We start from the raw sequence: 15,422 nt of genomic DNA on the forward strand, positions 1-15,422 counted from the left end.
CTCAGAAGCCGTAGGTCCGCGCGGCCCAGCGCAGCAGCACGGCGGCGTCCGGATCGGGCAGCCGCACGCGCTGGGCCTTGAGGGCGTCCGCGATCGCGAGGCCGACATCGGCGTCGACCCAGTGGCCGTGTATCATGAGAAAGAACCAGCCGAAGGGCAGGGCGATCTCGCGATCGATCGCCTCAATCCGATCCATCAATTGATGGACGGTCGTCTCAGGCGTCATGAGCAAGCGTTCGCCCGGCATCTTCAACGGGCGAGGAATGAAGCCGACTTCACGCTCGCCCTTGTGGGTGTAATCGCGAGCGTCGAGCGCCCAGTGCGCGAAGACGCGCTGCCCGGCCGCACTCGATGCCTCCCAGTCCCGGAAGAACCTCACCTCGCGCGGCACGAACTCGAAATAGTCCGGCACCAGCTCAAGGAACGGGGTTTCGCGCGTCGTCCCGTTGGGCATGGTTTCGCGGATGACCCGCCGATCCATCTCGGGCCGCTTCGCCTCGCGCTTCTCGTGCTCGACGCGGCCGCAACGGTCTAGAAAGCTGCGGATGTGAATGAACGCGCCGCCGGCGCGATCGAGAAGGCGGTAGATCGGGCCAGCGAGTCGGTCCGTGTCGGGCAGGGGATCCCGGCGAGGCCAGCTCGGGTCGAGCAATTCCTGCTCACCCCAGGGCCGGTAATCCGGATCGACGATGGAACCGGCGCGCCACTCGATCTCGCGGCCCAGCGCGATCTGGATGTAGTCGGCGGCTGCGGAACCTGTCGGCGCGAAGACGAAGGCACTGGTGCCGCGCCACTCGGTGATCTGCAGGCCGGTGTCTTTCAGGCGCGCCCACGTCGCCTTGACGTCGCCGCCGTCCCTGGCGAGTTCTGCCGTCATCCACGGTCGGAGCTCGCCGACGCGGGTGCCGTCCGGCCAGATGACCGAGCGCGTGTCGCGCCAGTAGTCGTCGTCCACGTGGGCGACGCTGAAATCGAAGCCCGGGAAGGCGGCGGCGAGGGCAACCACCAGGCCGACGTCGGCCGAGGTCGGGTCGAGCCCCGCCAGGACCGCTTCCAGCGAGGCCGAATCGGGCAGGCGGACGGGAGAAGGGGTCATTGATTGGCCTCTTGCGGGATTACCGGGATTTCCGTATATTCCGGAACAAAGGAGAACCGATCATGGCTTCCACCGTGACCGCCGCCGAAGTCTCCAAGAATTTCGGCGCCTACCAGGATGCCGCCGTGCGCGAGCCGGTGGTAATCACCAAGAATGGCCGGCCGCGCACCGTGCTGATGGCTTATGAGGACTTCGTTCGCCTGTCGAAGCGCGACCGCCGGGTCCAGCGCACGGTTGATCTGAGTGACGCCGAGATCGAGGCGGTCGAAACGGCCGAACTGACGCCGGACCCTGCGCAACTCACCGCCCCAGCCGGTAAGCATGCTGCCGACTGAGGTCCGCGTCGGCTGGATTTTTCGCTACGCCTATTTGTGGGACTGGCAGCACCGCGAGGGCCGAGAGGAGGGCGACAAGGACCGGCCCTGCCTGGTGCTGGCGATCGTCATGACGACGGAGGAGGGCGCGCCGATCGTGCGCGTGCTGCCGATCACCCACACGCCGCCGGTGAATCCGGCCGACGCGATCGAGATCCCGGCCGACGTCAAGGGACGTCTGCGGCTCGACGCCGAGCGCTCGTGGATCGTGCTGACCGAGAGCAACCGCTTCGCCTGGCCCGGGCCGGACCTGCGCAACATCGATACCGAGAGCGGCTACTACGGCGCGCTGACGCCGGGCCTTTTCGCCGAGGTCAAGCGCCGCTTCGTCGCGATCGCGCGCGGGGAGGTCACAACCCGCGCGCCGCATCGAAGCGTGCCGCGGACCGAGTAAGGACCGCTCGGCACGCCGGCGACGGTAAAAGGCATTCGGAGGAGGGGAGGGGGCTGCCAGCGGGTCGTCCTCTCGTCGATCGGAGGCCCGGCGGGCGTGATTTGCCGGGCTGAGGAAGCTCAGAATCGCTGATTTGCGAATCCATGTCCAACACTATCGATAAGGGACAGTTATCGATAGTGAGAAGCATGCGCCAGAAGGCATCGCTATGACGGAAGCCAACGCCGTGATAGCTTCCGTTTCACCGATTCACGTTAAGGTTATCAAGACCTTGCCCTCCGCCTACCAGATCCCGGATCCGCTACCTTGGAGCCAGATCGCCGGCCCGCTCGCGACGGCCGAAGACGCGCTGGCCCGCCTCGACGAGCGGCTGGCCAGGAGCCCGGTCCGCGACGGCTGGATCGCCCGGACCCACTTCTCAGACGCCGCTGCCGCCCTGTGGCTGGAAGGCGAGCTCGTCCATCTCGACGATCTCGTCCTCCACGACGCCGGCATGGACGTCCGCGCCCCGACCCACGAGCTCACGCGCGCCCACGCCGTTCTGCGAACGCGACGGCGCATCGCCGACGCCAAGCCCGACTGGGCGCTGTCGGTGGCCGGGCTGCGGGGCAGGGGAGAGCAGGGCGACCGGGAGGAGGAACGCGGCAACCGGAATGAGGAAGAGGATGAGGTGCGCGATCGCGAAGACGAAGACAGTGAGGCGGATGCGCCCGAGCGGTTTCGCGTGGCCCCAGCCGACGACCGGATGGCCGACATCTTCGCGGCCGTCGACGCCGCGATCGCCCAAGCCGACCGCACGCTGGCCGGCGAGACAACCGATCGGCGCCCGAAGCGACCCGAGCGAGACCCGCTGGTCTACGATCTCGACTGGGACGAAGATGAACGTCTCGACGCATGGCGAGCGGTCGTGGACCAGACACGCAACCTGCCGCCGGCGCTGGCGACGGCGATCGCCGCCGACGCGTGGCACGCGCTGGAACCGCTACAGCACGCGCCATGGCTCGGCCGGCTGCTCGCCGCCGCGCTGCTGCGGGCGCGGGGAAAGGCGCGCTCGCACCTGCCTTGCCTCCATGACGGCCTCAAAGCGATCCCGCGCGAGCGGCGGCGGCCACGCGACGCGGCCTCCCGCCTCGCCGTTCAGTTGGAGGCGATCGCGGCCGCGGCCGAGGCCGGTCTCAAGGATCACGACCGTTGGCAGACTGCCCGCACCCTGCTGGCCCGCAAGCTCGCCGGCCGCCGCTCCACCTCCCGGCTGCCGGCGCTGATCGACTATGTGTTGGCCCGGCCGATCGTCTCGGCCGGCATGATCGCGCAGGAGCTGAGGATCACGCCACGCGCCGCCCAGGACCTGGTCGGGGAGCTCGGTCTGCGGGAGGCGACCGGCAGAGACAGGTATCGGGCGTGGGGGGTGCTTTAGATGTCGCCCGACGATGGTGATTTGCGTTGTTTAAATCGGGCAGTAACCCCATCGTGAAACGCTGCATTTGCGGTTATGATTCGCCCAACAGGAGAAAGTAAAGCAGAGCCATGGCCCGCGGGGAGTTGATGAAAAAATTGCTGGCCAGCTACGGTCGGGACGATGAGTTCCGGGCCGTAGCGGAGCAAATCATCGGCGAAGAGGAAAAGAAGAACAACCGCGTGCTGGCGCGCAGCCTGCGCAAGACCCTTGAGGCCGGCCCAAGCCGGCCGAGCGGTCCGAAGGCGCTTGCGCCCCTGCTTCCGTTCCCCGAAGCAGCCGCCGACTTCATCGAGCGGATTGAACCGCAGCACACGCACAATGATATCGTGCTCGGGGCGACGAACGTGCGGGTGCTGCTCGGCCTCGTCAAAGAGTTTCGCCGCGCCGACGAGATCCGGCGTCACGGCCTCAAGGTCCGATCCAAGCTTCTGTTCTGCGGCCCGCCGGGATGCGGCAAGACGCTGTGCGCGGAGATTTTTGCAGCCGAGCTCGGTCTGCCGCTGTTCCTCGTCAAGCTCGATAGGCTGATCTCGTCCTACCTGGGCGAGACGGCTGGCAATGTCCGCAAGATTTTCGAGTTCGCCCGGAAACAGCCCTGCGTGCTGTTCTTTGACGAGTTCGACGCGCTGGCGCGCTCGCGCGATGACTCGAGCGAGCACAATGAGCTGCGCCGTGTCGTCAACAGCCTTCTGTTGTTCATCGATCATATTCAGCCGAAGGGCTTTCTGATCGCCGCGACCAACCTTGATCAATCCCTCGATCCGGCGGTTTGGCGGCGCTTCGACGAGGTCGTCTGGTTCGACAAGCCGGATCGCGCGATGATCGCCCGCTTCCTGCGGCTCAAGTTCAAGAACATCGCGACCGCGTTCGATCCGCTGCAGCATGCGGCCGCGCTGGAGGGCTATTCCTACGCCGAGATCGAGCGCGTCTGCACCCAGGCGGTCAAGACGATGATCATCGATCGCCGTAAGCAGGTGCAGGCCCGCGACTTCAATCGCGCCTTGGAGGACGAGGCGCGCCGCCGGGCAGGACAGTCTCGCCTCGCGTCGCCGAGCTAGGCGCGCCGTGGCCCGATACGATCACCTCGAACTCGTCCGGCTTCCCGAGCAATTCGAGCGGCGCAAGCACGGCGGCGGCGGACCGCCGCCACCGCGCGATCGCGGCCAACACACGACGAAGCTGCGCGAGGAGCTCGACACCGCGACCCAGGAACAAAGACGCCGGCGCAAGCCCGAATTTGTCGACCCGTCTCTGATCCTGCGCGTGCAGATGACGGGCGCCCTGCTCGAGGAGGAGTGGGAACGGCTCGGGCTCACGGTTTTGTCCAGCGACGCGGACCGCACGCTCGTGCTGTTCGCATCGAGTGAAGACATGCGGGATTTCCGCGCGCGGCTTGACGCCTATCAGGGCGGCCCGCCCCCTGGCCAGAAGCACGCCCCCTACGTCAACTTCGTCTCCGGGATCGAAAGCATTGGATCGGTCGAGCCGCGTGATCGGATCGGACCACGCTTGCGGGAAGAAGGTTTCGCTGATGTCGAGGATTTCGTCGCGCAGACATCCTATCTGGTGGACATCGAGCTTTGGGATCTGGGCGAACGTCGCCTCCGCGAGCGCAAGCTTGAGGATGTCATCCGCTACGTCGAGGCACGAGGTGGCGATGTCTTTGATCGCTATGTCGGCCCCTCGATCAGCATGTTTCGCGCGCGTCTGACGGGCGAGCTGCTGCGCACGTTGCTGACGGTCGAGGAAATCGCGGCGATCGATCTGCCGCCAGCCCCGGACGTGACCACGGCAGAGGCGCTCGACATGGTCATGGCGGATGCGCCGCCATTGAATGCCGTGGCCGATGACGCACCGCTGATCGGCATCATCGACAGCGGCGTCAACGATCACCCATTCCTGGCGGATATTCTTGTCGGTTCGATCGGCGTACCGGCCGATCTCGGCACCGCGGACGTCTGGGGTCATGGCACTCGCGTGGCCGGTGTGGCCGTGTTCGGCGATCTTCGTGCGCAACTCGACGCCGGCGCATTGCAACGCGGCGCGCGGCTTTGTGCGGCGAAAGTGGTGAACGACCAAGGTGGCTTTGACGACAGGCGCCTCGTGCCCTCGCAGATGCGCGAGGCGATCGCGACCCTGTACCAGCGCTTTGGCTGTCGGGTCTTCGTGATCGCGCTTGCCGACCGCCGGCGCGTCTTCGACGGCGGCAAGGTCGGCACATGGGCCGCCACGCTCGACGAATTGGCGCGCGAGCTCGACGTCGTCATCGTCGTCTCGTCCGGAAATCGCAGCCCGCGCGGCGGCAATCGTCTCGAACAGGCCGTGACCGAATATCCGCGCTATCTTCTGGAGGATGCCAACCGGCTGTTCGAGCCGGCCGGCGCCTTGAACGTCATCACCGTCGGCGCACTCGCGCACGGTGAGGGTCTCGATCCCGATCGCGCCGACGACGTCCGCGTCCGCGCCATCACACGCCTGCATGAGCCGGCGCCGTTCTCGAGGATCGGGCCGGGACCAGGCGGGGCAACCAAACCCGACGTCGTTGAGATTGGCGGCACGCTGATTTTCGATGCCGTCGTCGCGCGGCTGCGGGGAGGGGAGGACGTCGGCAGCGCCGGTGTTCTGACGCTGCATCACAGCTATCTCGATCAGCTCTTCACGGCGGGATCAGGCACGTCCTATGCCGCGCCGCGCGTTGCCTTCAGCGCCGCGCAGATCATGACGCGCTTCCCGCAGGCCTCAGCTAATCTCGTGCGGGCGCTGATTGTGGGATCTGCGGAAATCCCGCCGCCCGCCAGCGAGCGGCTTCAACTGCTTGGTGCAGATGCGACGCGGGCGATTGTCGGTCACGGTCTGGTGGATCTCGAACGCGCCGCATTCTCGGACAACGCGCGCGTCACGCTTTACGCCGAGGATGAGATCGCCCTCGATCATTTTGCCGTCTATCGGATTCCGATCCCGGAAGCGTTTCAGGCTGGGGGAAACGGTGAGCGCTGCATTCGCGTGACGCTGGCATTCGATCCACCGGTGCGTCACACCCGAAATGATTATGCAGGCGTTGGCATGAGCTTTCGGTTGGTTCGCGGATGCCAGCCTGACTTGATCTTCGATCATTATCGCAAGCGTGACAAGGACGACGGTCCGTTCCCTGAACTTGCACCGCGATACAATTGCAATCTCGTTCCCGGACCGCAATTGCGCGAGAAAGGCACCGTTCAGTGTGCAACTGTCACGTTCAAACGCGGTGTCGAAGAATACGGCGACAGCTACTATCTCGTCGTGCGCTGCGAAAGCGGCTGGGCGACCCATGTCGATCGGCAGCAATTCGCAATCGTGGTCGAGCTTCTGCAAAAGGCAGACGTCCAACTCTATGAAAGAGTGCGCCAGCGGATTCGCGTCCAAGCTTAGCACCGACACGCCGACCTTTGAATACAGTCGATCGAGGTGGGCGACAGGCGTCGGAGCTATCGTTCCTGCATAATCGCCAAGGGAATGTTGAACTCGCAATTTGATCCTCCCCCGTTTTTGTGGACACCCATGTTAGCTTTTGCGAGCTTCACAGGAGTGTTCGATGGGCACACGGCGTCGGGTGTTTCCAGAGGCGTTCAAGCGGGAGGCCGTTGAGCGGGTAACCTCCAGCGGTCTTTCCGCCGGGCAGGTGGCGCAGGAGCTGGGGCTGCACGAGACGGTTCTGCGGCGGTGGGTGAGAGACCTCGCACCCCAGGCGACGGGGCCGGCGCGGCGCCCGATCCTGCAGGCGGCGGCCCCGTCGCCGGCCGACCTTGCTGCTGAGAACGCCCGGCTCAGGCGGGAGAACGAGCGCCTGCGGATGGAGCGCGACATCTTAAAAAAAGCCGCGCTCATCTTCGGAGCGGCCTCCCGATGAAGTTCGGGTTCGTCGATGAGCATCGCGCTGTGTGGCCGGTCCGTGTGATGTGCGCGGCCCTCGGGCTGTCGGCCAGCGGCTATTATGCCTGGCGTGCCCGGCCGGAGAGCGTGCGCGCGCAGACCAACCGGGCGCTCACCGACGACATCCGGCTGATCCACGCGGAGAGCAGCGGGACCTATGGCGCGCCCCGGATCCATGCGGTCCTGAGGGGGCACGGTCGGCGCGTGGGCCGTTCCCGGATCGAGCGGCTCATGCGCCGCGCCGGCATCCGGGGCCTGGCCGCCGTGCCAAGGCGCACGCGGACGACCGACAGCCGCCATTCCTATCCGATCGCTCCCAACCGGCTCGCCCGCACCTTCATGACCCAGGCCCCGAACCAGGTCTGGCTGGCGGACCTCACTTACATCCCCACAGGCGAAGGCTGGCTCTACCTTGCCGGCGTGCTCGACATGCACACCCGCAAGCTGGTCGGCTGGTCCATGCGCGAGACATTGCACACACAGATCGCGCTGGAAGCCCTCGCCATGGCCATCGAGCGCCAGCGGCCGGCACCCGGCCTGATCCACCATTCGGACCGCGGCATCCAATACGCTTCCGAAGCCTATCGCGGGGCGCTTGCCACCGCGGGCATCACCCCATCCATGAGCCGCAAGGGCGATTGCTGGGACAATGCCCCCATGGAAAGCTTCTTCCACACCCTGAAAACCGAGCGGGTCCATCATCGCCTCTATGCCACCAGGGCCGAGGCGCGGCGTGACCTGTTCGGATACATCGAAGGCTTCTACAATCCCCGCCGCCTGCACTCAGCCCTCGGCTACATCAGCCCGGCCGAGATGGAACGCAGAGCGGCTTAACCCCGTCCACTTTTTCGGGGGAAGATCACTCAGCCCTCGGCTACATCAGCCCGGCCGAGATGGAACGCAGAGCGGCTTAACCCCGTCCACTTTTTCGGGGGAAGATCACCATTCTGCCCCTCATCTGGTTCAAGCGCCGTGGCTGGTTTTAGTCGCTGCGTGCTCGAACGATCGAAAGATATGAGGCGAGCCGCGCTATGTCAGCGATCCAGCTTTCCGCCACGCCGAAAGGCAATGGCTATCAGGCGACCGTGACATTTCCGGATGGCGTCTCGATGAACTCGGCGGAGACTTATCCGACGATCGCCGGAGCGATTGCCGCCGCGGCGCGAAAGCTGTTGGACATGACGGACCGCTTAGAAGCGCTGGAGCGGGAGGCGACCGGGAGAGACAGATATCGGGCGTGGGGGGTCCTTTAGTATGCCGACCATACGCCAGCCGACACCAGCGCCGATGCCCGTCGCTATCCCACCCGCCATGATCAAGGAGCTTCGCCACCTGCTGGCGTCGGCGATCTCTGACGCCAAAGCCTATGACGTACCGGGCTTGTGCCGTCGGTTGAATCTGGCGGACGGCGAGGAACAGGAGGCGTTCGCCAGCAAATACAAATATGCCCAGAAGCGGCTTGCGGATGTATCGGCCGAACAGGTCGTCGTCTCCGCTCGCGAGCTTGCCGCTGAAGAGCAGCGCTTCGAGCTCAGTGAGCAATTGGCCAAGATTGACGAGCTAAACGGCCCGGCGGTCACCACGCTCACGCGTCGACGTCTGATCGCGCTGTTCGAAGGCCGCCCGCTGGCGCGCGAGATCGAGGACATCGAGCTTATTCGCGGCCTTTGGCCGATCGGTTCTCTTCGCGCACCTCATCCCAGCGATGAGGCAACGCTCGAGGACTATCTCCATCGCCATACTATCCGCAACGACGACCTGACCCAGCGCGATGTGCTGGAGACGCTCGGGCTGCTAACGTGCTCACGCGCGCAGCTATTTAAATTCCTTGCCGCCGTCACGGCGCCAGATGCGTTCTCGGGGAGCGAGCAAATCGAGCTGGCCGAGAAGATCGACGGCCTACTGCGGCACGACGGCTATACGTTAGCCTTGGCGGGACGAATTTCTGGAAGTCCATTTTACGCCGTGAGAGTCGCACCAACCGGATCGCCAGCAGATGCCAGCATCTCCGCGACGCTGGCCGCCTTTGACCCGACGCAGGTGCACGCGCGTTGGACCATGGCCATGGAGCGGCGCGGCTCGGAACCGGCAGGCGCAATTACATTGGCCCGCACCCTGCTCGAAGACGTCTGCAAATGGATCCTCGAGGAGGCGGGTGAGACCTGGCAAGAAGCTGACGATCTGCCGGCCCTCTACCGCAAGCTCTCCAAAGTCCTGAAGCTCGCGCCCGACGACCATACGGAGCAGGTCTTCAAGCAGATTCTCGGAAGCTGCCAGTCTGTTGTCGAATCCTTGGGCGCCCTGCGCAACAAGCTCAGTGATGCGCACAGCCCTGGGCCGAAGCGCGCGCGCCCACAGCCAAGGCACGCGGAGCTGGCAGTCAATCTCGCTGGCGCGATGGCCACCTTTCTGGTCGCGACCTGGGAGGCGCGCAAAGAGGCGCGTGGCGGATCGTCATCGGAGGCTGCGCACGGCATAGGCCGGAAACCGCGGGGATGATGACAACGGCGGTCACAAGCGAAACGAACCTGCCGATGTCAGTCGACCTATCGATGGCGGAGGGCCGCTAGCGCGGTTTGCGGAACCGACCTGAGTGCCGAAGAATACTATGAGCACAACGGACTATGCGGCTATCACGCGCATATCGCGTCGAAGGACGACGCAACCCGGGATTAGAATGTCAACTCGGGAATCCTTGAGTGGTCTGGTTTCTGGCTCCGGCAACGTGGCGCCCTTCCTCCGACAGGCTCGCCGTGGCCGTCAGTCGCTCCTGAAAGACGTCCTGCAATAGGGTCAGAAAGGCACGCACGGCAGGGTTCGCGCGGCGGCTTTCGGGCCATACTGCAGTAATATTGTGCCGCTCTACCGCAAAGGCGGAAAGCACTGGGACGAGGTCGCCGCGCGTGACGTAAGGCGCCGCAATGAAGGAGGCGCTGATCCCGATGCCGCCACCGGCCGCGAGCGTCACGAGTACCGCATCGCTTACGTCGACGACGATGCTCGCGGTGGGTACCAGCTCGATCTCGTGACCGGCAATCTGAAAGGGCCAGCGAAAGCTTTGACCTGTGCTCTGATAACGAAGGTTGACGAGGTCGTGCCCCGCCAGATCGTCGGGGTGCAGCGGCGCGCCGCGCGCCGCAAGGTAAGCGGGTGACGCAAAGCAGCAGAGTCGATAAGGGGCAAGGCTCCGCGACAACAGGCGCGAATCCGCCAGATCGCCAATGCGTATTGCGACGTCGATGCCTTCCTCGATGATGTCCACCATCCGGTCAGTCAGTCTGAGATCGACCGTCACTTTGGGATGACTCTTTCGGAACGCAGGCAGAGCGGGCGCGATCACATGCAGTCCGATCGGCAGCGACGCCGCCACCCGCAAGTTGCCCGACGGCTCTGAGCGCGCGCTCATCGCCGCCTGCTCGATCGCTTCCGCCTCGCGCAGCAGACGCAGCGCGCGCTCGTGAAGATCGCGACCCTCTGGCGTGAGTGTCAGCGACCGGGTCGTGCGGGTGAAGAGTGGAACCCCCAGATGCCGCTCAAGGCGCTGGATGCTCTTGCTGACGGCTGAGGGTGAGACCGATAAGGAGCGAGCAGCGGCTGTGAAGCTACCCATCGAGCCAGCACGCGCAAACGCGATCAGGCCGGTCAACCGCTCCAAAAGCATTTGTTCCTTCATGGCACTATTGAAGCGCCATTGGAGCAGATTATCAATGCCGGGACCGGTGTTATATCGGTGTCTGAGCACCGAACGGCGAAAGGAGATCATGATGAGCGATACAATGAAGGCGATCCGGCAGCACGCGTTCGGCGGTCCCGAGGTGCTGGTCTATGAGGATGCCCCGAAGCCTGAGGTGAAGCCAGGCGAAGTGCTGGTCCGGGTTCACGCCGTCGGCCTCAATCCACCCGACTGGTATCTGCGTGAGGGCTACAAGATGCTTCCGCCCGAATGGCAGCCGCGGGTGTCGTTCCCGCTCATCCTCGGGACCGACATCTCCGGCGTCGTCGAGGCCGTGGCCGGCGATGTCGAAGGTTTCTCCGTGGGTGACGAGGTCTATTCGATGGTCCGATTTCCCTCGGGCCTCGCTGGCGACAGCAGGGCTTACGCCGAGTATGTCAGCGTGCCGGCTTCCGAAGTCGCGATCAAGCCGGCCGGGATCGACCATGCGCACGCCGCGGGGGCGCCAATGTCGCTGCTCACCGCGTGGCAGTTTCTGGTCGATCTGGGGCACGACGCGCCCAACCCGTTACAACCGTATCCGCATGTGCCGGTACCGTTGGAAGGCAAGACCGTTCTCGTCAATGGAGCGGCTGGCGGCGTCGGACATTTCGCGGTGCAGATCGCCAAGCTGAAAGGCGCCCATGTCATCGCCGTGGCGTCGGGCAAGCACGAGGCGCTTCTGCGCGATCTCGGCGCCGACGCGTTCATCGACTACACCAAGACGCCTCCCGAGGACGTGGCGCATGACGTCGATCTTGTGGTCGACGCCGTGGGCGGACCCGGCACCGGACGGTTTTTGCGCACGCTGAAGCCGGGCGGCGCACTGTTTCCTGTCTTTCCTCTTGGGTTCACCGGCGCGGAGGATGCGAAAAAGCTGGGCGTCACGGTCTCGGCGACTCAGGTCCGGTCGAGTGGCGCGCAGCTGGCGGAGATTGGAAGCTTGCTTGCTGCAGGCACGATCCGGGTCGTCCTCGACAGCACCTATGCCCTTGCCGACGCGCGGCTTGCGCACGAGCGAGCTGCCAAGGGGCACATTCAAGGCAAGATCGTCCTGGCGGTAAAATGACGTCAATCCCAAAGCCGCGCCTTGGGACGGCGCCTGGTTCGAGATGGTCGGCGCTTTGATGAGCGAAGCGGCAAGGCCGTCCGGGCTGCCGGCGGGGCTGAGTGTGTCGTTTGTCGAGCCCATTCGGACGGCGGCTCGCCGTCGGAGGTGTAGTTTACGGCATCCGCTCCGACGTCATCGATCCGGCTGCTTGAACGTAAACATCGTTCAAAAAATCTCGGTTTGCTCTCTTGAACTGAGTTTTTGGTTCTCCCAAATCCGTCTGCGTCGGGGCTTCGGCCCGACCAATAGGCGTCGCAGAGACGCTGTGACGCTGCTTGTAATCCATGTTGCTTTACGGAGGATATGGCTATGAGAAGCTTCGATTATAGGCCCCTTTACCGCTCGACGGTGGGCTTCGATCGCCTTCTCGACATGCTCGATACCAGCGTGCGCTCAGACTGGCCGCCTTACAACATCGAGAAGAAGAGCGACAACGACTACCGCATCACCATGGCGATCGCCGGCTTCAGCCCGGATGAGGTGGAGCTCACCCAGGACGGTCCTGAGCTCATCGTGACGGGACAGAAAAGGCCGAGCCAGGAGAATAGGCAGATTCTTCACCAAGGGTTGGCGATCGGCGATTTCAAACAGGCGTTCAAGCTTGCCGACCACGTCAAGGTCGCCAATGCTACGTTGGAGAATGGCCTGCTGTCGGTCGATCTGGTGCGGGAGATTCCCGAGGAGTTGAAGCCTCGCCGGATCGCCATCGGTTCGACGCGCAACGCCCCATCGGCGGGAGACAACGGCAAGACGAAGCAGATCAGCCAAAATACGGAGCCGCAGCGCAAAGCTGCCTGAGCCCGTCGACCAAACCTAAACCCTGCGATTTGCCTCCCGATCTATCCGGGTGTCACGAATTGCGGAGAAACGGAGATGACTGAATATAGCAGCTTTTCAAACATTGATCGCCATAAAGCACGCCGCAGCGCTGGACATCCGATATTCCAGCAGCCTGATGACGTTATAAATGATCCGGAGATGAGCCGTGCTGAGAAGCGGGCCCTGTTAGCCTCCTGGGCGTCTGACGCCCGCGCAGTTCCGGGCTCTCCATCGCTGCGTCAGCTAGAGGATCCCTCTCGCCGAAACGATCGACGGCTTTGAGGCGCTCAGAAGCGCCGGGAAAATACGCTATTGGGGTGTCGGAAATTTCCTCATCCGCGATTTGAAGGACCTCGCGGCCATTCCCGTAGGAAAATTGGTGCAGGTAAATCAGATCGCCTACAATCTGTGCCGGCGAGACATCGAGTGCGACCTTCTTCCATGGTGCAGGGAGCGCGGTGTTCCGATCATGGCACACTCTCCCATCTGCGGAGGTCATCTCGCCAGGGACGGGCGGCTTGCCCGCGCGGCAGAGCGGTACGGCTGTAGCCGCGCCCAGTTGGCCCTCGCCTGGGTCTTGAGACAGGATGGAATTGTCGCGATTCCGAAAGCTGGAAACGTACGGCATGTGAGGGAGAACCGCGACGCGCTCGATCTGCGACTTGCCCCGGCAGATCTGGTTGAACTCGATCGCATCTTCGCCATGCCGCGCAGCACGACTTAGCTAGGCGGTCTGTCAGGCTCACCGAACCAGCGCTCGGCCGCCTGGCGAACGCCTTGATCGTCTGCGGCGCTCTCAATCGCCGAGGCAACCATACCATCGGGACGGATGAGGATGGCGCGCAATCCCAGCCGGTTCTCGGCGTCGCCCGAAATGTAGTTGAACCGCCCCTGCCAGCGGCCGGCCAGCAGCCGTAGCGGCGCGCCTGGAGCAAAATCCAGCAGCAGGCCACGGCCGTCCTGCAGGAGCTTCCCGACCCTCGTTCCATCGATCAGAGTGAAATCGGGAGCGCTCCGGCCCACCAAAGGGTGACCGCCGCCGAGATCGTAGCGCAGCGACGGGCCCCATATCTTTTCGGCGAAGTAGGTCGCGCCGTCACGCGTTCCGATGAGATCGCGGATGATAGATTCGAGCGCTCGGGTGCTCGGAGTAGGGCGCATGAGCGCGACCTGCGCGCGGGACCAGTCGAGAATCCGCGCGCCCTCGGGATGGCGTTCAGCGAAATAGCTGTCGAGCAATCCGGCCGGCGCGCGCCCATGGATAGTGGCCGCCAGCTTCCAGCCCAGGTTTGTTGCGTCGCCGAGGCCTAGATTAAGACCCTGACCGCCCAGCGGCGAATGCGTGTGCGCGGCGTCGCCGGCAAGCATCACCCGTCCGTTGCGGTAGGCCGTCGCCTGGCGGGCTCGGTCTGTCCATGTGGTCGCGAGCCGGAGGGCGGTCAAGGTGACGTCGGCGCCGGAGATCCCGCGCAAAACAACCTGCACGTGCTCCATCGTGATCGGCTGTGTGCGGTGGAAGGCGCCGCGATCGAAGTCGACCATCGCGATCGTGCCGGGCTGCGCGTAGGTGTACATGCCCGTCCGCGTATAGGTACGTCCGACGCGGAGCGTCTCCGGGTTTGCCAGTTCCACCTCGACCGAGTAGCCGGTGAATTCGGGATCGGTGCCGGCGAATTCGAAGCCGCCAGCCTTGCGCACGGCGCTGCGCCCGCCATCGCAGCCCACTAGCCATCGCGAGTGGAAGGTCTGGCCGCCAGCGCGGACGATCACGGTGTTGTCGGTTTGGTCGAAAGCTTCGACGCCGACGCCACGCTGGATCTCCGCCCCCATCACGGTCGCCCGGGCAGCGAGGACGGTTTCCAGGGACTGCATGTCCACGGCTAGATTGACCCCGGCCAGACTCGGCAGGCGGTATGTCCACCGCGAGACGTCGATGTCCTCGTGAAAGAACTGGATGCCGGCGAAATGGCCGGCAGGCCGGCGCTGCTGTTGTTGCTGCATCCAATGCGCGAAGGCCTTGGTGGCGCCCGAGGCATTGTTCGCTTGGCTCGCCTCCCTGACGTCGTCGAGCAGGCCGCGGCGATCGAGGACCTCAAGGGTCGGCGCGGACAGACCGCGCATTCCGAACGGCAATGCCTTCAAAGGAGACAGCGGATCGGCAGCCTGCTCCAGGACAAGGACAGAGACGCCTGCGAGACGCAACTCGCAGGCAAGGAAGAGCCCGACCGGGCCGCCGCCGGCGATTACGACTTCGTAGATGGGTTGGGAATTGGGCATGAAACGCTCCTGTGTCGATCACGTTCGACCTGAGCGTTCCTCGAACGAGCGACCTCACGGACGAACAATCGGGACGCCGGGGAGCGTCCCATGCTCGTCGTGGGGATCTCCGACACGAGGCCAAAGACCAGAGCTTTCGTTACCGAAAGGACTTGGGCTTACCAAACCAAGTCTGCCTTTTCCGACACCGGCTGGATAGCGTCTTGGCGATCAATCCGCAACAGACCGAGATGATGTCTCAGCTTGAATTACGGCTCGTGACCCATGAGCC

The 15,422-nt window shown here is 64.4% G+C and carries 14 protein-coding genes; 11 read left to right on the top strand and 3 right to left on the bottom strand.

Annotated features, from left to right (window positions below):
- Window position 1 precedes the first annotated feature (1 nt).
- Entirely contained in the window at window positions 2-1,096 is a 1,095-nt protein-coding gene (locus V5F78_RS23780; protein WP_137901603.1) for a hypothetical protein, read from the bottom strand.
- Window positions 1,097-1,158: 62 nt separating this feature from the next.
- Here V5F78_RS23780 and V5F78_RS23785 point away from each other — a divergent pair, with 62 nt between their 5' ends.
- The 8 genes from V5F78_RS23785 to V5F78_RS23820 all read left to right on the top strand — a co-directional run bounded on the left by V5F78_RS23785 (window position 1,159) and on the right by V5F78_RS23820 (window position 9,731).
- A complete protein-coding gene (locus V5F78_RS23785) occupies window positions 1,159-1,431 on the top strand; it encodes a type II toxin-antitoxin system Phd/YefM family antitoxin (protein ID WP_137901604.1) in 273 nt (90 codons plus the stop codon).
- Window positions 1,418-1,864 carry a plasmid maintenance toxin (PemK-like) gene (locus V5F78_RS23790; protein WP_137901605.1) on the top strand — a complete coding sequence of 149 codons (447 nt, stop codon included), beginning with the start codon at window positions 1,418-1,420 and terminating at the stop codon, window positions 1,862-1,864. The genes V5F78_RS23785 and V5F78_RS23790 overlap by 14 nt, the downstream gene beginning before the upstream one ends.
- A gap of 208 nt (window positions 1,865-2,072) precedes the next feature.
- Entirely contained in the window at window positions 2,073-3,281 is a 1,209-nt protein-coding gene (locus tag V5F78_RS23795; RefSeq protein ID WP_394016016.1) for an RHE_PE00001 family protein, read from the top strand.
- Between the two features lie 128 nt (window positions 3,282-3,409).
- Window positions 3,410-4,381: an AAA family ATPase gene (locus tag V5F78_RS23800; protein WP_244617013.1), complete on the top strand. Its 972-nt coding sequence runs from the start codon at window positions 3,410-3,412 to the stop codon at window positions 4,379-4,381.
- 7 nt (window positions 4,382-4,388) lie between these two features.
- Window positions 4,389-6,731 (top strand): S8 family peptidase, encoded by a 2,343-nt coding sequence (locus V5F78_RS23805; RefSeq protein WP_393986291.1) that lies wholly within the window; start codon window positions 4,389-4,391, stop codon window positions 6,729-6,731.
- 163 nt (window positions 6,732-6,894) lie between these two features.
- A protein-coding gene (locus V5F78_RS23810; protein ID WP_394016017.1) for an IS3 family transposase occupies window positions 6,895-8,066 on the top strand; the annotation gives its coding sequence in 2 pieces (ribosomal slippage) (window positions 6,895-7,165 and window positions 7,165-8,066; 1,173 coding nt in all).
- 197 nt (window positions 8,067-8,263) lie between these two features.
- Window positions 8,264-8,485, top strand: coding sequence for a helix-turn-helix domain-containing protein (locus V5F78_RS23815; protein WP_137902088.1), 222 nt, complete (start codon window positions 8,264-8,266; stop codon window positions 8,483-8,485).
- Window positions 8,486-8,543: 58 nt separating this feature from the next.
- Window positions 8,544-9,731 carry an abortive infection family protein gene (locus V5F78_RS23820; RefSeq protein WP_137902103.1) on the top strand — a complete coding sequence of 396 codons (1,188 nt, stop codon included), beginning with the start codon at window positions 8,544-8,546 and terminating at the stop codon, window positions 9,729-9,731.
- A gap of 181 nt (window positions 9,732-9,912) precedes the next feature.
- On the opposite strand, the gene V5F78_RS23825 is transcribed toward V5F78_RS23820, so the two are convergent.
- Window positions 9,913-10,905 (bottom strand): LysR family transcriptional regulator, encoded by a 993-nt coding sequence (locus tag V5F78_RS23825; RefSeq protein WP_137902087.1) that lies wholly within the window; start codon window positions 10,903-10,905, stop codon window positions 9,913-9,915.
- A gap of 88 nt (window positions 10,906-10,993) precedes the next feature.
- Between V5F78_RS23825 and V5F78_RS23830 the strand changes: the two genes are divergently transcribed.
- The 3 genes from V5F78_RS23830 (at window position 10,994) to V5F78_RS23840 (ending at window position 13,598) form a co-directional block, all read left to right on the top strand.
- Complete coding sequence (locus V5F78_RS23830; RefSeq protein ID WP_137902102.1) at window positions 10,994-12,013, top strand: NADP-dependent oxidoreductase; 1,020 nt, start codon at window positions 10,994-10,996, stop codon at window positions 12,011-12,013.
- 351 nt (window positions 12,014-12,364) lie between these two features.
- A complete protein-coding gene (locus tag V5F78_RS23835; RefSeq protein ID WP_137902086.1) occupies window positions 12,365-12,853 on the top strand; it encodes an Hsp20 family protein in 489 nt (162 codons plus the stop codon).
- Between the two features lie 325 nt (window positions 12,854-13,178).
- Window positions 13,179-13,598, top strand: a complete 420-nt coding sequence (locus tag V5F78_RS23840) for an aldo/keto reductase (RefSeq protein ID WP_394016028.1) — start codon at window positions 13,179-13,181, stop codon at window positions 13,596-13,598.
- Here the strand turns inward: V5F78_RS23840 and V5F78_RS23845 are convergent.
- Window positions 13,595-15,151: an FAD-dependent monooxygenase gene (locus V5F78_RS23845; protein WP_394016018.1), complete on the bottom strand. Its 1,557-nt coding sequence runs from the start codon at window positions 15,149-15,151 to the stop codon at window positions 13,595-13,597. The genes V5F78_RS23840 and V5F78_RS23845 overlap by 4 nt on opposite strands.
- Window positions 15,152-15,422 lie beyond the last annotated feature (271 nt).

It is taken from the genome of Roseixanthobacter glucoisosaccharinicivorans (genome assembly GCF_043195095.2).
In the GTDB taxonomy this organism is placed as follows: domain Bacteria; phylum Pseudomonadota; class Alphaproteobacteria; order Rhizobiales; family Xanthobacteraceae; genus NCEH01.